Source organism: Streptomyces sp. NBC_00683, assembly GCF_036226745.1.
Classification (GTDB): Bacteria; Actinomycetota; Actinomycetes; order Streptomycetales; family Streptomycetaceae; genus Streptomyces.
Genome location: NZ_CP109013.1, coordinates 5,001,483 through 5,021,292, shown reverse-complemented (window position 1 = coordinate 5,021,292; position 19,810 = coordinate 5,001,483). Strand labels below are relative to the sequence as shown.

At 69.9% G+C, this 19,810-nt stretch carries 20 protein-coding genes; 11 read left to right on the top strand and 9 right to left on the bottom strand.

Annotated elements, in window-relative coordinates:
- Window positions 1-192: 192 nt before the first annotated feature.
- The 6 genes from OG257_RS22485 to mscL all read left to right on the top strand — a co-directional run bounded on the left by OG257_RS22485 (window position 193) and on the right by mscL (window position 6,093).
- Window positions 193-1,761 (top strand): potassium/proton antiporter, encoded by a 1,569-nt coding sequence (locus tag OG257_RS22485; protein ID WP_329215278.1) that lies wholly within the window; start codon window positions 193-195, stop codon window positions 1,759-1,761.
- 341 nt (window positions 1,762-2,102) lie between these two features.
- Window positions 2,103-3,383, top strand: coding sequence for an MFS transporter (locus OG257_RS22480; RefSeq protein WP_329210108.1), 1,281 nt, complete (start codon window positions 2,103-2,105; stop codon window positions 3,381-3,383).
- Window positions 3,384-3,449: 66 nt separating this feature from the next.
- Window positions 3,450-3,803, top strand: a complete 354-nt coding sequence (locus tag OG257_RS22475; RefSeq protein ID WP_329210106.1) for an FmdB family zinc ribbon protein — start codon at window positions 3,450-3,452, stop codon at window positions 3,801-3,803.
- A gap of 89 nt (window positions 3,804-3,892) precedes the next feature.
- A complete protein-coding gene (locus OG257_RS22470) occupies window positions 3,893-4,741 on the top strand; it encodes an S-methyl-5'-thioadenosine phosphorylase (RefSeq protein WP_329210104.1) in 849 nt (282 codons plus the stop codon).
- A gap of 177 nt (window positions 4,742-4,918) precedes the next feature.
- Window positions 4,919-5,518, top strand: a complete 600-nt coding sequence (locus OG257_RS22465) for a hypothetical protein (protein WP_329210103.1) — start codon at window positions 4,919-4,921, stop codon at window positions 5,516-5,518.
- Window positions 5,519-5,631: 113 nt separating this feature from the next.
- Window positions 5,632-6,093: a large conductance mechanosensitive channel protein MscL gene (mscL, locus tag OG257_RS22460; protein ID WP_329210101.1), complete on the top strand. Its 462-nt coding sequence runs from the start codon at window positions 5,632-5,634 to the stop codon at window positions 6,091-6,093.
- A gap of 66 nt (window positions 6,094-6,159) precedes the next feature.
- Here the strand turns inward: mscL and OG257_RS22455 are convergent, their stop codons facing one another.
- The 6 genes from OG257_RS22455 to OG257_RS22430 all read right to left on the bottom strand — a co-directional run bounded on the left by OG257_RS22455 (window position 6,160) and on the right by OG257_RS22430 (window position 11,677).
- The gene (locus tag OG257_RS22455; protein WP_329210099.1) at window positions 6,160-6,363 is read right to left on the bottom strand and encodes a hypothetical protein; all 204 of its coding nucleotides are present in this window, start codon (window positions 6,361-6,363) and stop codon (window positions 6,160-6,162) included.
- A gap of 67 nt (window positions 6,364-6,430) precedes the next feature.
- Window positions 6,431-6,844 carry a hypothetical protein gene (locus tag OG257_RS22450; protein WP_329210097.1) on the bottom strand — a complete coding sequence of 138 codons (414 nt, stop codon included), beginning with the start codon at window positions 6,842-6,844 and terminating at the stop codon, window positions 6,431-6,433.
- Window positions 6,841-7,590 (bottom strand): QcrA and Rieske domain-containing protein, encoded by a 750-nt coding sequence (locus OG257_RS22445; protein WP_329210095.1) that lies wholly within the window; start codon window positions 7,588-7,590, stop codon window positions 6,841-6,843. Before OG257_RS22445 ends, OG257_RS22450 begins: the two co-directional genes overlap by 4 nt.
- Window positions 7,587-8,189 carry a 4Fe-4S dicluster domain-containing protein gene (locus tag OG257_RS22440; RefSeq protein ID WP_329210093.1) on the bottom strand — a complete coding sequence of 201 codons (603 nt, stop codon included), beginning with the start codon at window positions 8,187-8,189 and terminating at the stop codon, window positions 7,587-7,589. The genes OG257_RS22445 and OG257_RS22440 overlap by 4 nt, the downstream gene beginning before the upstream one ends.
- A gap of 6 nt (window positions 8,190-8,195) precedes the next feature.
- Window positions 8,196-10,520: a molybdopterin oxidoreductase family protein gene (locus OG257_RS22435; protein ID WP_329210091.1), complete on the bottom strand. Its 2,325-nt coding sequence runs from the start codon at window positions 10,518-10,520 to the stop codon at window positions 8,196-8,198.
- A complete protein-coding gene (locus OG257_RS22430) occupies window positions 10,517-11,677 on the bottom strand; it encodes an MFS transporter (protein WP_443054458.1) in 1,161 nt (386 codons plus the stop codon). The genes OG257_RS22435 and OG257_RS22430 overlap by 4 nt, the downstream gene beginning before the upstream one ends.
- A gap of 177 nt (window positions 11,678-11,854) precedes the next feature.
- Between OG257_RS22430 and OG257_RS22425 the strand changes: the two genes are divergently transcribed.
- Window positions 11,855-12,910 (top strand): P1 family peptidase, encoded by a 1,056-nt coding sequence (locus OG257_RS22425; RefSeq protein ID WP_329210089.1) that lies wholly within the window; start codon window positions 11,855-11,857, stop codon window positions 12,908-12,910.
- 121 nt (window positions 12,911-13,031) lie between these two features.
- On the top strand, window positions 13,032-13,778 hold the full coding sequence (locus OG257_RS22420; RefSeq protein ID WP_329210087.1) for a DUF6227 family protein: 747 nt from the start codon (window positions 13,032-13,034) through the stop codon (window positions 13,776-13,778).
- A gap of 121 nt (window positions 13,779-13,899) precedes the next feature.
- On the opposite strand, the gene OG257_RS22415 is transcribed toward OG257_RS22420, so the two are convergent.
- The gene (locus tag OG257_RS22415; RefSeq protein ID WP_329210086.1) at window positions 13,900-15,447 is read right to left on the bottom strand and encodes an MFS transporter; all 1,548 of its coding nucleotides are present in this window, start codon (window positions 15,445-15,447) and stop codon (window positions 13,900-13,902) included.
- 61 nt (window positions 15,448-15,508) lie between these two features.
- Here OG257_RS22415 and OG257_RS22410 point away from each other — a divergent pair, with 61 nt between their 5' ends.
- Complete coding sequence (locus OG257_RS22410; protein WP_329210084.1) at window positions 15,509-16,501, top strand: helix-turn-helix transcriptional regulator; 993 nt, start codon at window positions 15,509-15,511, stop codon at window positions 16,499-16,501.
- Between the two features lie 114 nt (window positions 16,502-16,615).
- Here the strand turns inward: OG257_RS22410 and OG257_RS22405 are convergent, their stop codons facing one another.
- A complete protein-coding gene (locus tag OG257_RS22405; RefSeq protein ID WP_329210082.1) occupies window positions 16,616-17,617 on the bottom strand; it encodes a sigma-70 family RNA polymerase sigma factor in 1,002 nt (333 codons plus the stop codon).
- 147 nt (window positions 17,618-17,764) lie between these two features.
- Between OG257_RS22405 and OG257_RS22400 the strand changes: the two genes are divergently transcribed.
- Window positions 17,765-18,346, top strand: coding sequence for a GNAT family N-acetyltransferase (locus OG257_RS22400; RefSeq protein WP_329210081.1), 582 nt, complete (start codon window positions 17,765-17,767; stop codon window positions 18,344-18,346).
- On the opposite strand, the gene OG257_RS22395 is transcribed toward OG257_RS22400, so the two are convergent.
- Window positions 18,294-19,076: a dioxygenase family protein gene (locus OG257_RS22395; protein ID WP_329210080.1), complete on the bottom strand. Its 783-nt coding sequence runs from the start codon at window positions 19,074-19,076 to the stop codon at window positions 18,294-18,296. The genes OG257_RS22400 and OG257_RS22395 overlap by 53 nt on opposite strands.
- Window positions 19,077-19,244: 168 nt before the next feature.
- Here OG257_RS22395 and OG257_RS22390 point away from each other — a divergent pair, with 168 nt between their 5' ends.
- Window positions 19,245-19,757, top strand: coding sequence for a MarR family winged helix-turn-helix transcriptional regulator (locus OG257_RS22390; protein WP_329210078.1), 513 nt, complete (start codon window positions 19,245-19,247; stop codon window positions 19,755-19,757).
- Window positions 19,758-19,810 lie beyond the last annotated feature (53 nt).

Here is a 19,810-nt window from a genome sequence, read left to right as displayed (position 1 = left end):
GGCGCCCCGCCGAAGCCACTCGGACGCGGTATGGGGATGCATCCATTTGCGCACTGCTCGCACGAACACTCGAAGCGTCAAGAAAACGTTAAAGATTAGGTAAGGTAACGAAGTACTGGCCCCCGGAGGTCGATCCGGAAGGCGTACGCAGGGAAGGAACGGACCCTGACTGTCCACGATCTCAACGAACTTCTGCTCGTCTGCTCGCTCGTCCTGCTGGTCGCTGTCGCGGCCGTACGCATTTCGTCCCGCAGCGGGCTTCCCAGCCTGCTCCTGTACCTCGGCATCGGGATCGCCATGGGGCAGGACGGCATTTTCGACGTCAAGTTCGACAACGCCGAGCTGACCCAGGTGATCGGCTACGCCGCGCTGGTCGTCATCCTGGCCGAAGGCGGACTGGGCACGAAGTGGAAAGAAGTCAAACCCGCGTTGCCGGCAGCGGCCATGCTGTCGACCGTCGGGGTGGGCATCAGCGTGGGCGTCACCGCGAGCGCGGCACACTATCTCGTCGGCCTGGACTGGCGGCAGGCACTGATCATCGGTGCGGTCGTCTCCTCCACCGACGCGGCGGCAGTCTTCTCCGTGTTGCGCAAGGTCCCGCTCCCGTCCCGGATCACGGGCGTACTGGAGGCGGAGTCCGGCTTCAACGACGCCCCGGTGGTCATCCTGGTGGTGGCGTTCTCCGCGGTCGGCCCCGTGGAGCACTGGTACGTGCTGGTGGGCGAAATAGCCCTGGAGCTGACCATCGGCGCGGCCATCGGCCTCGCGGTGGGCTGGCTCGGCGCCTTCGGACTGCGTCATGTGGCGCTGCCCGCGTCCGGCCTCTATCCGATCGCCGTGATGGCCATCGCGGTGTCCGCGTACGCGGCGGGCGCCATGGCCCACGGCAGCGGATTCCTGGCCGTCTACCTCGCCGCCATGGTCCTCGGCAACTCCAAGCTGCCGCACTGGCCGGCCACCCGGGGCTTCGCCGACGGGCTCGGCTGGCTGGCGCAGATCGGCATGTTCGTCCTGCTCGGCCTGCTGGTCACCCCGCACGACCTGGGCGACGACTTCTGGCCTGCCGTGGTCGTGGGGCTGGTGCTCACCGTGATCGCGAGGCCCTTGTCCGTCTTCATCAGCCTGGCGCCGTTCCGGCTGCCACGGCGCGAGAAGGCCCTGATGTCCTGGGCCGGGCTGCGCGGCGCCGTGCCCATCATCCTGGCGACGATCCCGATGGTGTCCGGGATCGAGGGCAGCACCAAGGTCTTCAACATCGTCTTCGTCCTCGTCATCGTCTACACCCTCATCCAGGGCCCGACCCTGCCCTGGCTCGCGAAGGCCCTGAAGATCGCCGAGGATCCGTCGGAGGCCGCCGACCTGGGCATCGAGTCGGCGCCCCTGGAGCGGCTGCGGGGGCATCTGCTGTCCGTTGCGATCCCGGGGAAGTCGAAGATGCACGGCGTCGAGATCGGCGAGCTGCGACTGCCCGCCGGGGCCGCCGTCACCCTCGTCGTACGGGACAGGAAGAGCTTCGTACCCGGGCCCACAACCGTGCTGCGGCGCGGGGACGAACTGCTCGTGGTGGCCACCGACCCGGTACGCGACGCGGCGGAAGCACGACTGCGTGCGGTCGGCGAGGGCGGCAAGCTGGCCGGCTGGCTGGGCGCGGGCGGCCCCCGGGACAACGGGTCCCCGGGGCTGGAGGTCCCGCACGTGGTGAGGCTCGCGAAGAAGCTGGGCAGGGGCGGCAGGCACGAGGACACGCGGACGCACCACTGATCGGAGGTGGTGACGCGCACCTCGTTCGCAATCGCAGGCATATTCGGACTGCAGCCTGTAAGATGAAGGATTGCTACCGAAGATCCACCTGAATTAATCTAGATCGACCACATTGATCGACCAGTCTTGATCGACCACCTCTGTCTGATGCAGAGCTGGCGCGACCGTATGGCGGTCGTGGCGTCCTTTTCGCCTCCTTTTCACCTCTGGAGCGAGCGCCCGGCATCTACCGCAGTTCCGCGCGAAGAGGACAGCTCTCGGCAGCTCCCGCACGAGCCGCGCACCCCGGGTGCCGCGGCGCCCCGGGAGCACGGCTACCAGGCGGCAGAAAGGCAAGGACCGTGGCATCCACGGTCTCCGACCGCCCCGGTTACGGGCAGTTGCTGCGCACCCCTGGTGCGTGGACCTTCCTCCTCCCGGGCTTCGCGGCCCGGCAGCCCTTCGCGATGCTGACCATCGGCATCGTGCTGCTGGTTCAGCACACCACCGGCTCCTACGGCAGCGCGGGCGCTGTCGCCGCCGTCTCCGGTGTCTCGATGGCACTGTTCGCACCGCAGAGCGGCAGGCTCGCCGACCGCTTCGGCCAGCGCGCCGTGCTCCTGCCCGGCGTGCTGGTGCACTCACTGTCCGTGGGCGTCCTCACCGGGCTCGCCCTGGCGCACGCACCCCTGTGGGCACTGTTCCTGGCGGCCGTGCCCACCGGAGCCTCCATCCCGCAGATCGGGCCGATGGTCCGGGCCCGCTGGGCCGCCCGGCTCGGGGCCGCCCCGGGTCGGCCCGCGTCCCCGCTGATGTCGACTGCCGCCGCCTTCGAGTCCGTGACGGACGAGTTCACCTTCGTCGTCGGCCCCGTCCTGGCGACGGCGCTGTGCACCGGCGTGCACCCGGCGGCCGGGCTGATCGCCGAGGCCGCGCTGACACTGATCGGCGGAGTTCTCTTCGCCGCCCAGCGCTCCACCCAGCCCGCCCCCCGCAGCGCGGCGACCGCCGCCGAGCCGCACCGCTCCGCACTGTCCGTGCCTGGGGTCCGGGTACTCGCCATCACCTTCCTGGGGATCGGCGCCGTCTTCGGCGGAATGCAGGTGTCGCTGACCGCGTTCTCCGAGGAGATCGGCAGGCCGGGAGTGAACGGGCTGCTGTACGGGGTGTTCGCGGCCGGCAACATGCTGGCCGGGATCGCCTGCGGGGCCATCGCCTGGAAGAGCAGCCCGCGTCGCCGGCTGATCGTCGGCTACGTGGCCCTGACCCTGACCGCTTCCGGGCTCTGGGCGGTGCACTCCGTGCCGCTGCTGGCCGGTCTCGGGCTGCTGGTGGGCCTGTGCATCGCTCCGGCCCTGATCAGCGGGTACACGCTGGTCGAGGCTCTGGTGCCGGCATCGGCCAGGACGGAGGCCTTCACCTGGCTGACGGGCGCTGTGGCGCTCGGCCAGGCGGCCGCTGTCACGGTGGCCGGACAGCTCGCGGACTCCCACGGTGCGAGCACCGGTTTCGTGGTGCCGCTGCTGGGAACGGCGCTGGCGCTGGCAACCCTGCTGGCCCTGCGCTCACGGCTGACACCGAGGTACCGGGGGCGGACGGTGGCACGTGGGATCGGTCACCGCGAGCCGGTCACGGTGGACTGATCGCTCGGAATACGTCAGTATGGAACGTCGTTAGCACTCACTGAGTGAGAGTGCCAGGAGGAGCAAGTGCCGACCTATCAGTACCAGTGCACCGAGTGCGGCGAGGGCCTCGAGGCGGTGCAGAAGTTCACCGATGATGCCCTGACCGTGTGCCCGAACTGCGAGGGACGCCTGAAGAAGGTGTTCTCGGCGGTCGGCATCGTCTTCAAGGGATCCGGTTTCTACCGGAACGACAGCCGCGGCTCCTCGTCGAGCAGCACGCCGGCGACGTCGCCCGCGAAGGCATCCGGTTCCGCGTCCGCCACGTCGACGTCCTCGTCGGGGTCGTCGGGTTCGGACTCGAAGCCCGCCGCGTCAAGTTCCTCGTCGTCGGCGTCCTCGTCGTCGTCCTCGTCGTCGAGCGGCACATCGGCCGCCTGAGGCCGTACACGTACACCACACGCTTCACCAGGACCCCGCTGATCGACTCGGCGGGGTCCCGGTCGTGTTCGCCCGGTTAGTGTGACCGCATGGTGAACGCAGAAACGGGTACAGCGGATATCGGTGTCATCGGCGGATCGGGCTTCTACTCCTTCCTCGATGACGTGACCGAGGTCCAGGTGGACACCCCCTACGGGGCTCCGAGCGACTCCCTCTTCCTGGGCGAGATCGCGGGCCGCCGGGTGGCGTTCCTCCCGCGTCACGGACGCGGCCACCACCTCCCGCCGCACCGCATCAACTACCGCGCCAACCTCTGGGCCCTGCGTTCCGTCGGCGTACGCCAGGTGCTCGGCCCGTGCGCCGTCGGCGGACTGCGCCCGGAGTACGGGCCGGGGACCCTGCTCGTACCGGACCAGCTGGTGGACCGTACGAAGGCACGCACGCAGACGTACTACGACGGAGAGATCCGGGCGGACGGAGCCCAGCCGAACGTGGTGCACCTCGGCTTCGCCGACCCGTACTGCCCTCATGGACGCCAGGCGGCGCTCGCAGCCGCGCGGGGGCGCGACTGGGAGCCGGTGGACGGCGGGACCCTCGTCGTGGTGGAGGGACCGCGCTTCTCGACCCGGGCGGAATCACGCTGGCATGCGGCGATGGGCTGGTCGGTGGTCGGGATGACCGGGCATCCGGAAGCGGTGCTCGCCCGTGAACTGGGGCTCTGCTACACGACGCTGACCCTGGTGACGGACCTCGACGCGGGGGCCGAGGCAGGCGAGGGCGTCAGCCACGGGGAGGTGCTCAAGGTGTTCTCCGCCAACGTCGACCGGCTGCGGTCGGTGCTGTTCGACGCGGTGGCCGCGCTGCCTGCGAACCGGGAGCGTGACTGCGCGTGCGTGCGCGCGCTGGACGGAATCGACACGGGAATCGAGCTGCCTTAACAGGACCGACTCAACAGGACCGACTCGTCCGGGTGCCCGACTTATCCACAACGTGGGGGCTGTCCACAGGCCCCGGCGGGATTCCCGTGAAGGGTGGATCGTGAGGGGAGTCCGGCGGCGATGCCCGCCGGACCCCCCTCACGTCCTGGATTTCCTTCACGGCAGGTGGTGTCAGCCATGCTCCCGTCCGTTCCCGATACACGTCCGGCTCCTCCCGCACCGCGCGGGGTGCCGCCGTTCGACCCCCTGCGCGTACGCGGCAGCCGTGCCGGACGGCTGCGGCGGGTGATACGCGGACAACGCCGCGCGATGGCGGCGGGACTCGCCCTGGCCTCTGCCGCACTCGCCGCTTCGGGCCTGGGCACCTCGGGCACCGCCGCACCGGGGACAGGCGGCACCGCAGGCGCGGCCGCTGTCGCGGGCGGTGTGCCGCCGGCCCCGGAGCGGCGTCCCGTGCGACGGGTGTCCGCGGCGGTACGGATCGCGGATGCGGCGACGGTGCGGCTGCTGCGTGCGGGCGATCGCGTCGATGTGATCGCCGCGCAGGACGGAGATCCCGTGGCCCGGGTGGTGGCGAAGGACGTACAGGTGGAGGACGTGCCGCGCGCAACGGAAGACGTCGGGCACGGATACCCGGGGACGGACGGCGACGGGACAACCGCGGGAGGCGGCGCCCTGGTGGTCCTGTCCGTGGAACGGGACACCGCAGCGGCCCTGGCGGGCGCCGGCGCATCGGGTCGTCTCGCGGTCGTGGTGTCCCATGCCGACGGGAACTGACCTACCGTCAACTCCCCCGTCGGAATTGTCCGATTGGACAGTGCCGCCTCCCAGCGCCTTATGTGGCAGGGCAGTTCGCTCCCCATACGGCACGTACAGAGGAGGGCCCATCCGTGAGCGAGAAGAAGGTCAGTCTGCTGGACGGGTTCAAAGCCTTCCTGATGCGCGGCAATGTGATCGACCTCGCGGTCGCCGTCGTCATCGGTGCCGCGTTCACCAACATCGTGAACGCGGTCGTCAAGGGAATCATCAATCCGCTGGTGGGGGCCTTCGGCACCCAGGACCTGGAGAAGTACAGCTCCTGTCTCCAAGGGCCCTGCGTCGTGGATCCGGACACCGGCAGGATGGACGGTATCGAGATCCTGTGGGGCTCGGTGCTGAGCGCCGCACTCAGCTTCTTGATCACCGCCGCGGTCGTCTACTTCCTGATGGTGATGCCCATGGCGAAGTACCTCGCCAGGCGGGCAGCCGCCCAGGCCGCCAAGGAAGGCGTTCAGGAAACGATGGAGGTGAGCGAGCTGGAGGTGCTGAAGGAAATCCGCGACGCTCTGGTCTCCCGGCGCGACCAGGCGTAGCCGAACCCGATCACACGCGCCGGATCACACCTGGTGGGTCACACGTGGCGGGTCACACGTGGTGGGTCACACGTGGTGGGGCGGCTTCTCGTCGAGGAAGCGGGCCAGATCGGCGGCGCTGCCGCCGGCAGGAGCCCGCTCGCCCCACCCCTGGTCCGTATCGTCCGCGGACTGCGTGTCCAGGGGATCGTCGAAGATCAGAGGCTGCTTGGGCCTGGGCTCCTGCGACGGCTTCGAATCTCGCGGTCCGGGGGCGGGGGCGGTACTCATACGTCAAGGGTACGGCGACACCCGCCGGCCGTTCGGACCCCGCCTCGCCGGCCCTCCGGATCCAGCCTCACCTGTCCTTCGGGTCGAGCAGCCACAGGCCGAGGACGACGAGGAACGACAGGCCGAGGAAACCGGCACCCCACCAGGCAGTTCCCGTGTTGCCCTCCATCCACTCGTCGATCAGCACGGTCAGACCCCAGAGCTGCCCGACGACCACGGTCATGGCCAGGACCAGCCGGGCCGTCAGCTTCGAGGAACGCTCGGGCTCCTGGTCGGTACCCGCTCCGGGACCGGGGCCGGTGTGCCGCACGCGAGGATCGCCGTAACCGCTGGTGGCGCGGATCTGGGGGTAGCGCTCGCGTACGGGCCGGTTCAGTTCGGGGCTGGCGCTGCCCGGCCGGTACTCGGGGTACCGGTGCCCGGGGGCCTCCTGGCCGACACCGGGTTCCGGGCGCTCCGGGGGCTGTCGGGGGTTCGTCATGACCGCCCGCCCGTGGTTCCGGTCCCGCCGAAGGTGCTGCCGGACGGATCGGCGCCCGGCTCGGCGCCCGGCACACCGGCACTCGACGAGGCTGCCGGGGGTGGTGCTTCCACGCCGCCGCTGACTCCGGGGCAGCCGATCCGGGCAGCCAGGTCCGGGCGGTCCTCGCCGATCTGACGGCACAGCCCGTGCTCGATGCTCTCGCCGGAACGGGTGGTGCCCACGGCCCAGATGCTGCCGTCGGTCTGCTCGGTGAGCACCACCTTGGGCAGTCCGCGGGGAGGCGGTCCCGCGGTGACTTCGCCGGTCCGGGCGTCGAAGACGCCTTCGTGGCAGGGGCAGTAGAGCTCCCCCTCCGTGCCCCGGTCGTTGCGCCACAGGACGGCGCAGGCGAGGTGGGTGCAGATCGCGGAGTAGCCGACGAGGGTGCCGTCGTCCATCCGTACGGCGACCGCCCTGTCCTCGTCCCCGGGGTAGCGGAAGGCGAGGGACTGGCCGGGCAGCAGCTGCGTGGCGATCTGCTTCGGCTCGGGGGCCTTGCCGTCCTCCTCGTCCCCGTGACGGTGGAGGATCCCGGCCGCCACCCCCACTCCGCCGAGTGCGAGGCCGCCCGAGACGGTGGTCACGATCCGGAGGTAGTCGCGCCGGGTGGTGAGCGAGTCGGCGGCGATACGGTCGTGGAGTGCCTCGCGGGGATCGCCGCCGGAGTTCCGGCCGCTGCCGGGCTGCTGTTCGGTGACGCTCATCGGCGGACGTCCTTACCGTTGATCTCGACGACGGGAAGGCCACCGGGCACGGGCCACTGGACCCGGTCCGCGGGGACGACCATGGCCACACCGGTGCGGACCTCGCTCTCGCCGAAGACGAAGGTGTCGGCGACCTGGACACCGGGGCGCTCGGCCTGGAGCTCCTCGAGGGTTCCGTAGAAGAGCGCTCCCGTCGGGCAGACGGTGGCGCACATGGGGGCGAGTCCGTAGGCGGTGCGGTCGTAGCAGAGGTTGCACTTCATCTGCAGCTTCGCCTGGAGGTCGATCTTCGGGACGCCGAAGGGGCAGGCGTTGACGCAGTTCGCGCAGCCGATGCAGCGGGTGGTGTCGGCCTGCTGCACCACACCGTCGGCGGTGACCAGGATCGCGTCGGCGGGGCAGACCTCCGCGCAGGGGGCCACGGGGTCCTCGCAGTGCATGCAGACCGTGGGAAGGGAGGCGACCGAGCTGCCCTCGTCGGTGTAGTCGAGGTGAATCATCGACTTGCCGCGGTGCGAGTCGCATTCCCGGCAGGCGGAGACACAGGCCTGGCAGCCGATGCAGCGCCCCGGGTCGATGAAGATCGTTCTGCCCATCATCCGGCTTCAGCTCCTTTCCGAGGTGCCACGGCCCTGCGGAGACGTGGGCGGCAGCGGGTCGGTCCGGGACACCTGGGTCTCGGGGTAGGCGACATGGCCGGGGGCGACGGGGGGCGAGGGCACCTCGTCGATCTTCTCGGCGTGCTCGATCCGGCAGGCGCACACCTTGTACTCGGGGATCTTGGAACGGGGGTCGAGTGCATCGATGGTGAGCGCGTTCGCCGAGGTGGGAACCGGCCAGTGGTACGGGATGAAGACGGTGTCGGGGCGGATCGCCTCGGTGACGAGCGCGGGGAAGACTTCGCTGCCGCGCCGGGTGACGACGCGGACGGGTTCGCCGTTGCGGAAGCCGTGGGAGGGGTGGACCTCCGCCCAGGGCCGTGGGGTCTGCTCGACGAGGGCGCCCAGCCGGCGCGTCTGGTTGCCGGAGAGGAAGTGGGCGACGGTGCGTCCGGTGGTGAGGGACATGGGGTGCTCGTCGTCGTACGGGTCCATCGGCGGGTGCCATTCGACGACCTGCATATGGATCCTCCCGTCGGGGTGGTACGTCCTGCCGTCCTCGAAGAGGCGCGGGGTGCCCGGGTGGTCGGTCGCGGGGCACGGCCAGGCGATGCCGCCGGTCTCCTCCAGGCGTTCGTAGGTGATGCCGTAGTAGTCGATGACGGTCCCGGCGGACGCGGTCCGCAGCTCGTCGAAGACCGCCCGGGAGTCGGCGAACGCGAACTTGTCGCCGGCTCCGAGGCGCCGGGCGAGTTCGCACATCACCCAGGTGTCGGTCCGTACACCGGGGGGCGGGTCCTGCGCCTTGTTGTGCTTGACCACACGGGCTTCGGCGTTGGCCATGACGCCCTCGTCCTCGGCCCAGGTGGTGACGGGGAAGACGACATGCGCGTTGGCGGCGGTCTCTGAGAGGAAGAAGTCGAACTGGGCGTGGAACTCCGTGGCGTCGTAGCCCTCCTTGACCACGCGGTAGTTGGGGAGGGAGACGAAGGGGTTGTTGCAGATGCCGATCAGTCCGCGGATCTCGCGGCGCTGCATCTGCCAGACCATTTCCATCATCGATGTCCCGGCGGCCGGGAGTTCGGACTCCTCGATGCCCCAGATCTCGCAGATCTGGCGCCGGTGTTCCTCGTTGAGGATCGAACGGCCTCCGGGCAGGAGATCGGACTTCTGGCCGTGCTCGCGGCCGCCCTGTCCGTTGCCCTGCCCGGTGAGAGTCCCGTAGCCGGCGCCGGGTTTGCCGATGTGGCCGGTGGCGGCGCAGAGGTTGATCACGGTGAGGCAGTTCTCGACGCCCTGCGAGTGGTGCTCGATGCCCCGGGCGTGCCAGGCCATGGCCTTGGGTGCCCGCGCGAAGGCACGGGCCACCTGGACGATCTGCTCCGCGGGGACGCCGCAGATGTCGGCGGCGCGGGACGGCGGGTACTCGGCGGCCTTGGCCCGGACCTCGTCCCAGCCGGTGGCGTGGGCGTCGAGGTAGGCCTCGTCGGTGAGGCCTTCGGCGATGATCACGCTGAGCACGGAGTTGAAGAAGGCGGAGTCGGTGCCCGGTTTGAGTGCGACATGGATGTCGGCGGTGCGGGCGATCGCCGTCTCGCGCGGGTCGATCACGATCAGGGTGGCGCCGCGGTCCCGGGCGCCCCAGACGTACTGGGTCAGCACGGGGAAGCACTCGCCGACGTTGGAGCCGGCGATCAGGAGGCAGTCCGTCAGCAGGATGTCGGAGAAGGGATTGCCGGCCCGGTCGATGCCGAAGGCGAGCTTGTTGGCGCCCGCGGCGCTGACCATGCAGAGCCGGCCGTTGTAGTCGACGTGCCGGGTCCTGAGCGCGACCCGCGCGAACTTTCCGACGAGGTAGGTCTTCTCGGAGAAGAGGCTGGCGCCGCCGAGAAGACCGAACGCGTCGTTTCCGTGGGCCTGCTGGATGCGCTTGATCTCGGAGACGGTGAAGTCGAGCGCCTCGTCCCAGGAGACCTCCTGGAAGTCCTCGTCGCGCGAGCGGCGCATGAGCGGGGCGGTGAGCCGGTCGGGGTGGTTGACCTGCTGGTAGGCGTTGATGCCCTTGGGGCAGAGCCGCATCCGGTTGATGTCGTGGTTGCGGGGCTCGACTCCGAAGACCTTGCCGCCGCGGTCCACGCGCAGATACATCCCGCACTGGACGCCGCAGAAGCAGCAGTGGGTGGGGACGAGCGTCTCGCCGTTCTGGTCGGCGTGCCACTGGTCGGCCGGAATGCCTCCCGCGTCCCGGAAGCCGCGGGTGCCGGGCGGTGCGAGGGAGGGGTCGAGGGGCAGGGCCGTGCGGCGGTCGGCTGCGCGTGGATCCGCGGTCACTTGAAGCCCTTCTTCACCTGGGAGAGGTAGGCGCTGCCCCGCAGCACCCTTTTGCAGCGCGGGCAGTACTCGGCCCATGCGTCGAAGCCGAGGTCGAGGTCGCGCATGGTGCCGCGCAGGTTCTCGACGTACGGCCCCGTGTCGATGGGTTCCTCGCAGCGGCGGCAGGCGAAGACCTGGTCGTCCTGGCGGCCGGTGTACTTGAACAGCTGCATCCCGACCGCCGCCGGGCGCTGCACGATGTGGAAGAACTTCCCGAAGGGGATGTAGATGAGGGTGAAGACCACCGACACCATGTGGAGGATCGCCAGGAACTGGTAGCCGCCGCCGTGCAGGAAGAGCGAGGAGAAGGTGAGCAGGAGGCCCGTCACGGAGATGACGATGAGGGCGAGCAGCGGCACCATGTCGTACGCGAAGCGCTGACCGGTGATGGCACCGCGGTCCTTCATCCGGCGCCAGAGGAAGTAGGCGGCCCCGGGGATGACCATGACGGCGGCGATGTCGAGGCCGTGGAACATCAGCCAGCCGAGGATGTTCAGCGAGTCGAAGCCGAGGATCTTGAAGCCCCAGATACGCATCTCGTAGCCGGGGCCCGAGCCGCTGCCCGAGGTGAAGGTGAACCAGCCCCAGGTCAGCGGAAAGGTGATCAGCGAGGCGAGGATGCAGCCCCAGAAGATCAGCTGGTGGGCGGCCCAGCGTGCGTGCGACCGGGCGCCGAGGAACTTCTGGAAGCCCAGGTAGGTGGCGATCATCTTCGGCAGGGCGGTGGGGGCCTTGCGGAAGTTCTCGGCCGAGAACAGGCTGCCCCAGCCGCGGGTGAGGAGCCGGCGTGCGCCGGGAGCGGAGATCCAGACCGTGTAGCGGTAGGCCACGCCGAAGGCGAGGAAGACCGTGGCCACGGCGTACGGGAGGAGCGCCGAGTCGAAGTTGTGGAGCAGGCGGCTGCCGAGCACGATCGCGAGGATCAGCAGGACGGAGACGACGACACCCGCCAGGGCCGCCCGGGCGTTGACGGACCGCGGGACGATTCCAGCGGCCTTCGCGGCTACGGCGGAGGCGGGACCCTGGTTCCGGCCGTCCGTCCCGGCGGGAGCGCCGGTGCGGGTAACGGGGTCCGACTGTTCGGGTGCGGCGGGCTCTTCTGGTGGCTCGGTCACCCGGCCACCGTAGGGCTGTACGGAGCGTTTGGTCCTGTTATGTGCATTCGCAGGATGAGCGAGTCGCTCGTGTGGCCCCGGCCCGCGGACCGGCTGCGGCCGCGCGTTCCCCCTCCCCCGCGATCACCGGTACGTTCGCCGTGACACGGCACCGCCGCACATCACGAGGAGCCCGGAATGACCGAGGAACCACGCCTCTTGGGACCGCTGGACGCGCTGACGGACGTGGACGGGATCCGTGTGGGCCATGCCCGGGTGCCCGGCGAGGGTGCGCTGAGCGGGACCACCGTCGTCCTGACTCCCGAGGGCGGCGCCGTCGCCGCCGTCGACGTACGCGGCGGCGGCCCGGGCACGCGGGAGACGGACGCTCTCGACCCGCGCAATCTGGTGCAGCGGATCGACGCGGTGGTCCTCACCGGCGGCAGCGCGTACGGGCTGGATGCCGCCTCCGGGGTGATGGCCTGGCTGGAGGAGCAGGGGCGCGGGGTCCGGGTCGGCCCCGACCCCGCCCACGTGGTTCCGGTCGTGCCCGCCGCCTGCCTGTTCGACCTCGGCCGGGGCGGCGACTGGCGGGCCCGGCCCGACGCCGCGACCGGCCGCGCCGCGGTGGAGGCGGCCGCGGCATCGGAACCGGGGGCGGCGGTCCCGGAGGGCACGGTGGGCGCGGGCACGGGTGCGGTGGCCGGACAGCTCAAGGGGGGTGTCGGCACGGCGAGCATGCGGGTGGCCTCGGGGGCCACGGTCGCCGCCCTGGTCGCGGTGAACGCGGCCGGCTCCGTGGTCGATCCGCGGACCGGGGTGCTGTACGGGGAGTACGGCGCGGGCGAACCCCCGGCGCACCCTGCGCCCGAAGTGCACGAGGCCGCCCGGCTGCGACTGGCGGAGCTCCGGGAGGCGAAGGGAGGACGCCCCTTCAACACCACGATCGCCGTCGTCGCCACCGATGCCGCTCTCACCCGCGCGCAGGCGCAGAAGCTCGCGGGGACGGCGCACGACGGCATGGCGCGCGCCGTGCGGCCGGTCCATCTGCTCAGCGACGGCGACACCGTTTTCGCCCTGTCGACGGGCCGGTTCCCACTGCCGCCGGAGCCCGTGGCCGAGCTGAACGACATCCTGGCAGCGGGCGCTGACGTGCTGGCCCGCGCCATCGTCAAGGCCGTACGGGCGGCCCGGGGCGTCGATGGTCCGGGGGGTGCGTTCCCCTCGTACCGCGACCTCTACGGCACCGCCTGAGAACGTGGGAACTTTCTGCGTGCGCGGTACGTTTTTTGCGAACCCCGGTCACGATGTCAGACCCAGGGACTACGTTATGCACGCATCAAGTAACGCGCGGCGACGGCCTGGAGACAGCACCTTGAGCGATCCGTACGAGACAACCGAGCAGCACCTCGAGCGACTCCTGCGATGCGCCCTCAACTCCTTCGACCTGTCCGACAGTACGATCGACCGGCTCGGGACGGCGCTTGCGCACAGCAGCGCGCTGCACTCGTCCCATCACAGCGCGGCCCTCCACCGCGAGACCCACAGACACACCTACCTGCTCTCCGACGGCACCGCGCTGACCCTGTGGGAGCTGGTGCACGGCAGTGGCCGGGACACCGGGTCCCCCCGCAGGCACGAGTTGTACGACGACGAGGGCGATGCCCGGATCGCCGCCTCACGGCTGGCCGGAGGCTTCTGGGACACCCCGGCCTTCGGCGACGAGAGCCTCCAGTCGGACCTGGAGGTCCTGACGCTGCTGATGGCTGCGCCCCCGGTCCCGCTGCCCCGTATGTACGCTCCGGACAATTCGGCGGACCATGCCCGCCGCGTCCTGCGCCGCGCGGAGAACAGCGACCACCCGGGCGCCGAGACGGCCGGGCTGCTCCGGGCCGCCTTCGCCCACCACATCACGCAGATCTTCGGACGCCAGTGCCGCGTCGAGGGACGGGACGCCGGATTCACGCTCTACGAGCACGCCTTCCTGCTCCTGGACGGCAGCGAGACGAGCCTGTGGGAGGTCGAGCACACGGCCACGCCGGACGGCCGCCACATGTGCGAGGTCTACGGGGACGAGGAATCCGCCCGCCGGGCCATGGAGAGCCGCACCCGAATCTGCTGACCGGCGCCCGTGCGCGGCCCGGCGGGCAGCGCGGTCCAGCGGCACGGATCCACGACACACGGCGGCCCGCACTTCCCCGGCCGGGGAAGTGCGGGCCGTCGGCGTCAGTGGATCAACGGGATCAGTTCGTGAGCGCGGGCTCCTTGGAGAGGTCGTCGCCCGATGCCGGGGCCGCCGCCTCACCGCCGCCCTCCAGGTGCACCTGCGGCTTGGCCGGCAGGGCGAACATCACCACGAAGATCACCGTGAGCACTCCGGCCACCCACCACAGCGAGTCCTGGAACGCGTCCACGAACGCCGGGCCCACCGCTTCCGGGGCCAGCCGGTCACTGATCGATCCGAAGAAGACGACCGAGACGAGGCCGAGTCCCAGGGCCGTGCCCATCTGCTGCACCGTGTTGATGAGCCCGGAAGCCGATCCGGAGTGCTCCTTCGGCACCCCGGAGAGCACCGCGTCCGTCAGCGGAGCAACGATCAGCCCCATCCCCACACCCATGATCACCAGGGGTGCGGCCATCTGCCAGGCCGTGATGCCCATGCCGTACCGCGCCGCCTCCCCGATGTAGAGCAGCAGCCCGGCGATCATCAGCAGCGCGCCCGCCTGGAGAACCTTGCGGCCGAAGCGGGGCACCAGCTTCTGGACGGAGATGCCGGCGGCCACCGAGACGGCGATCGAGAACGGGATCCCGGTCGCACCGGCCCGCAGCGCACTCCAGCCGAGGCCCATCTGCATGTAGAGCGTCCAGACCAGGAAGAAGATGCCGAGGGCGATCCCGAAGGTCAGCTGCACGGCGACACCCGCGGCGAAGCTCTTCACCTTGAACAACGACAGTTCGATGAGCGGCGATCCGTCCTTGCTCGCCTTCTGGCGTTCGTACGCGACGAGCCCTGCGAACACCAGGAGGCTTGCGGCCATCGACACGTGGCCCCACACCGGCCAGCCGAGGTCGCGACCGCGGGTCAGCGGGTAGAGCAGCATGAGCAGACCCAGCGTCACCAGGACCACACCGACCAGGTCGAGACGGAGTGCCTTCGGCGCCTTCGACTCACTGATGAACTTGCGACCCAGGATCAGCCCGGCGATGCCGACCGGAAGGTTGATCAGGAAGATCGGCCGCCACTGCAGGCCGAAGAGGTTCCACTCGGTGAGCAGCGCACCCAGGAGCGGCCCGGAGACCGCGCCGAGCCCGACGATCGCGCCGAACAGGCCGAAGACCTTGCCGCGCTCGTGTGCCGGGAAGGTGGCGTGCACGATCGACAGCACCTGCGGCACCATCAGCGCGGCCATGCCGCCCTGCAGGATGCGGGAGGCGACCAGCATCTCCGGGTTCGCCGCGAAGCCGCAGAGGGCCGAGGCGATGGTGAAGCCGCCGATGCCGATGAGGAAGAGCCGCTTGCGGCCGTAGATGTCGCCGAGCCGGCCGCCGGTGATCAGGCCTGCAGCGAAGGCCAGGGCGTATCCGGCGGTGATCCACTGGATCGAGGAGAACGAGGCGCCGGTGTCCCGCGTGATGCTCGGGATGGCGATGTTGACGATCGTGACATCGACCAGGTCCATGAAGGCGGCGGTCATGACGATGGCGAGTGCGAGCCAGCGGCGCCGGTCCGCCGGCTCCGTGGATGGTGCGTGGCCGACCGCCGCGGACGGCAGGGATTCGGAAGAAGTCATAGGAAGAAACTACCGACCCATTAGGTCAGGTCGTGTCCTGATGGACCGGCATCCTGGACGCATGACAGATACCCCGGCACGACTGCTGAATCTGCTGTCGCTCCTCCAGACACCGCGCGAGTGGCCGGGCAGCGAGCTCGCCGAGCGTCTCGACGTCAGCCCGCGCACCATCCGCCGTGACATCGACCGGCTCCGCGACCTCGGCTATCCGGTCGAGGCATCGCGCGGCTCGGTCGGCGGCTACCGCCTGGTCGCGGGCACGGCCATGCCCCCGCTCCTGCTGGACGACGAGGAGGCGGTGGCCATCGCGGTGGGGCTGCGGGCCGGAGCCGGGCATGCCATCGAGGGCGTCGACGAGGCGTCCGTACGGGCGCTGGCCAAGCTGGAGCAGGTCCTTCCCTCACGGCTGCGCCACCGGGTCTCCTCCCTGCAGAAGGCGACCGTGCCCCTCACCCGCGGCGACGGATCCACCATCGACCCGCAGACGCTGACAGTGATCGCCTCGACGGTCACCGGGCGGGAGCAGCTGCGCTTCGCCTACCGCTCCGGGGACGGCACCGCGTCGAAACGGCAGGTCGAGCCGTACCGGCTGGTCAGCACGGGCAGCCGCTGGTATCTCGTCGCCTACGACCTGGACCGGGAGGACTGGCGCACCTTCCGGGTGGACCGGGTGAGCAACCCGTTCGCCACGGGGGCCCGCTTCACCCCGCGCGAGCTGCCCACCGAGAGCGGGGACGCGGCGGAGTTCTTCGCCCGGTCGATGTCCCGGATGCAGCCGGAGCTGCGCATCGACGTGACGTTCAGGGCTCCGGCGGACTTCGTGACGGCGCGGCTGCCCGCGTCGCTCGGCGTTCCGGAGCCGACCGGTGAGCACAGTTGCCGGCTGCGCTCGGTCTCCTCGGACTCGCTGGAGTGGGTGGCGCTGCGGCTGGCTCTGGTGGACTGCGAGTTCACCGCGCACGGGCCGTCGTCGCTGGTGACGTACCTGAGCGAGCTGGGCGCCCGCCTGACCCGTGCGTCGTCGGAGGCGGGGCCCGGGGCGGATCAGAAATGAATGAGCCCCGGCGCCGGGGGGGGTGGGCGCCGGGACTCAGCTCATGGGACCGGTACAGGACCGGTCGTCGGGCCGGTGCGAACCGGCTTGATTGGGAGGTTACGGGTTATCGGCTCACGCCGCAGCGTCAAAGCCCGTGTCGTGAGCCATTCGCTTCAATTCGAGTAGTGCGTGCTTCTCGATCTGGCGGATCCGCTCCCGCGTCAGACCGTGCTGCTTGCCCACTTCGGTGAGGGTCCGCTCACGGCCGTCCTCGATTCCGTACCGCATCCGGATGATGGAGGCGGTGCGGTTGTCGAGCTTGCCGATCAGGTCCTCGAGCTCCTCGCTGCGCAGCAGCGTCATCACGGACTGCTCGGGCGACACCGCAGAGGTGTCCTCCAGCAGGTCACCGAACTGCGTGTCACCGTCGTCGTCCACGGACATGTTGAGGCTGACCGGGTCACGGGCCCAGTCCAGGACGTTGCCGACGCGCTCGGCGTTGGAGTCCAGCTCGGCGGCGATCTCGGAGTGCTCCGGGTCGCGGCCGTGCTCGCGGTTGAACTCGCGCTGCACCCTGCGGATCCGGCCGAGCTCCTCCACGAGGTGGACGGGGAGCCGGATCGTGCGGGACTGGTCGGCTATCGAACGGGTGATGGCCTGCCGGATCCACCACGTCGCATACGTGGAGAACTTGAAGCCCTTGGCGTAGTCGAACTTCTCGACCGCGCGCACCAGGCCCGCGTTGCCCTCCTGGATCAGGTCGAGCAGGGGCAGGCCCGCTCGCGGGTAGCGCCGGGCCACGGCAACGACGAGCCGGAGGTTGGAACGGATGAATATGTCCTTGGCGCGCTCGCCCTCGGCGACCAGCGCCTCGAGCTCCTTGCGCTTCGCTCCGCCGGCCTTGCTCTCCACCTCGCCGTCGAGGATCTGCTGGGCATAGACGCCCGCCTCGATCGTCTGCGAGAGCTCGACCTCCTTGGCGGCGTCGAGCAGCGGTGTGCGAGCGATCTCGTCCAGGTACATGCCGACCAGGTCGCGATCGGCGATCTCCCCGCCCACGGCGCGAACACTGCTTGCCCGGGTGGTCCCGCCGCTGGTGGCGGACGAACGTCGGGCGACGGCACGGGTTGCCATGCGTGCTCCCTTACTCAGTAGGTCGCGACACCCTTTCGGGTGCCCTGCATCCGATGGAAACAACGACTGGAATCCGGACAGAATTCCCACCGCGACCGTTCGCTTTCGAGATCATGCAGTACCCTGTCGGCCCCAGCAGGAGGACCCATGCCACATATATCGACTGGAGTGCAGGTCAGGCCCGGTACGGAGGCCGATCTGGAAGTTCTTACGGACATCTACAACCACTACGTCCGTGAGACGGCGCTCACATTCGATACAGCTGCGTTCACTCCGGACGAGAGGCTGCCGTGGCTGCGCTCCCATCCTGAAGACGGCCCGCACCGCCTCCTGGTTGCTCAGGAGGCGCCCACGGCTGACAACGCGACCGGGGTCCTCGGTTATGCCACCAGCAGCCCGTACCGCCCCAAGGCGGCGTACAGCACCTCGGTGGAGGTGAGCGTCTACTGCGCACCCGGCACCACGGGCCGCGGTATCGGCACGCTCCTGTACACGGCCCTGTTCGAGGCCCTGGCCGGCGAGGACATCCACCGCGCCTATGCGGGCATCGCCCAGCCGAACGAACCGTCCGTACGGCTGCACGACGCCTTCGGCTTCCGCCATGTCGGTACGTACACCGAGGTGGGCCGCAAGTTCGGCCGCTACTGGGACGTGTCCTGGCACGAGAAGCCGTTGCTCAGCCGAACTGCACCGAGCGCTTCGCCAGACCCATCCAGAAGCCCTCGATGACGCTGCGCCCCTGATCGAGCTCGCCCTCCGCCGCACCCAGCGTCACGAACAGCGGCGCGAAGTGCTCGGTGCGCGGATGGGCCAGCCTGCCCGCCGGTGACTTGCTCTCGAAGTCCAGCAGCGAGTCGATGTCCTGCGCCTGGAGCGCCCTGTGCCCCCAGTCGTCGAACTCCGCCGACCATCCGGGGATCCCGCCCCCGGGGTGGCGCAGCGCCGCCAGGTTGTGGGTGAAGAAGCCGCTTCCGACGATCAGTACCCCCTGGTCGCGCAGCGGAGCGAGCTTGCGCCCGATGTCCATCAGCTTCTGCGGGTCCAGGGTCGGCATGGAGATCTGGAGTACGGGGATGTCCGCGCCCGGGAACATCTCCACCAGCGGCACGTACGCCCCGTGGTCGAGGCCGCGGTCCGCGATGTCCTGGACCGGCGTGCCCGCGCCGCGCAGGAGTTTGCGGACGTCGTCCGCGAGCGCCGGGGCCCCGGGGGCGGCGTAGCTCACCCGGTAGTAGTGCTCCGGGAAACCCCAGAAGTCGTAGACGAGCGGCACGGTCTCGGTGGCGCCGAGGGCGAGCGGGGCCTCCTCCCAGTGCGCGGAGACCATCAGGATCGCCTTGGGCCGGGGCAGCCCGGCCGACCAGGCGGCCAGCTCGCCGGGCCAGACCGGGTCGTCGGCGAGCGGCGGGGCGCCGTGCGAGAGGTAGAGGGCGGGCATGCGCTCCGCGGTGTCGGTCATGGCACTCCCATTCCTCGGCCGATCAAGGTATGTGTTCTCTACAGGCACCGGAGGCGGACACCTGCCGCAGGCACCGGGAACTCGACGGCTCATTTCTTTGAATCTTCAAGTTCCAACTCCGGGAGACCTTAGCTCTATCTAGTTCAACTTTCAAGAAAAGGTCGTACAGTGAAGTACATGACCACGGCATCCACCGGCGGGCCTCACTGGCTCACCACCGAAGAGCAGGGCGTCTGGCGCTCGTACCTCCACGCCACCACGCTCCTCGAGGATCACCTCGACCGCCAGCTGCAGCGCGATGCCGGCATGCCGCACATCTACTACGGACTGCTCGTCCAGCTCTCCCAGGCCCCCCGGCGCCGGAAGCGGATGACCGAGCTGGCCAAGGACGCCAAGATCACCCGCTCCCGGCTCTCGCACGCCGTCGCCCGGCTGGAGAAGAACGGGTGGGTCCGCCGGGAGGAACACCCCCTGGACAAGCGCGGCCAGAACGCGGTCCTCACCGACGACGGCTACGAGATGCTCGCGCGGTCCGCACCGGGCCATGTCGACGCCGTGCGCCAGGCGATGTTCTCCCGGCTCACGCCCGAACAGGTACGGAACCTGGGCGAGATCATGCAGGTCATCGCCACCGGGCTGCAGCCGGAGGACACGGACGCGGATCTGCCCTGGCTCCGCTGAGCGGAACCAGGGCAGATGGCCGGGGCCTGATATCAGGCGGCTTCAGGTGTCAC

Coding starts and splice junctions, on each gene's coding strand:
- OG257_RS22470 (WP_329210104.1), top strand. CDS start 3,893: ATGGTGAACGCAGAAACGGGTACAGCGGATATCGGTGTCATCGGCGGA.
- OG257_RS22465 (WP_329210103.1), top strand. CDS start 4,919: ATGCTCCCGTCCGTTCCCGATACACGTCCGGCTCCTCCCGCACCGCGC.
- OG257_RS22455 (WP_329210099.1), bottom strand. CDS start 6,363: ATGAGTACCGCCCCCGCCCCCGGACCGCGAGATTCGAAGCCGTCGCAG.
- OG257_RS22450 (WP_329210097.1), bottom strand. CDS start 6,844: ATGACGAACCCCCGACAGCCCCCGGAGCGCCCGGAACCCGGTGTCGGC.
- OG257_RS22445 (WP_329210095.1), bottom strand. CDS start 7,590: ATGAGCGTCACCGAACAGCAGCCCGGCAGCGGCCGGAACTCCGGCGGC.
- OG257_RS22440 (WP_329210093.1), bottom strand. CDS start 8,189: ATGATGGGCAGAACGATCTTCATCGACCCGGGGCGCTGCATCGGCTGC.
- OG257_RS22425 (WP_329210089.1), top strand. CDS start 11,855: ATGACCGAGGAACCACGCCTCTTGGGACCGCTGGACGCGCTGACGGAC.
- OG257_RS22415 (WP_329210086.1), bottom strand. CDS start 15,447: ATGACTTCTTCCGAATCCCTGCCGTCCGCGGCGGTCGGCCACGCACCA.
- OG257_RS22410 (WP_329210084.1), top strand. CDS start 15,509: ATGACAGATACCCCGGCACGACTGCTGAATCTGCTGTCGCTCCTCCAG.
- OG257_RS22405 (WP_329210082.1), bottom strand. CDS start 17,617: ATGGCAACCCGTGCCGTCGCCCGACGTTCGTCCGCCACCAGCGGCGGG.
- OG257_RS22400 (WP_329210081.1), top strand. CDS start 17,765: ATGCCACATATATCGACTGGAGTGCAGGTCAGGCCCGGTACGGAGGCC.
- OG257_RS22395 (WP_329210080.1), bottom strand. CDS start 19,076: ATGACCGACACCGCGGAGCGCATGCCCGCCCTCTACCTCTCGCACGGC.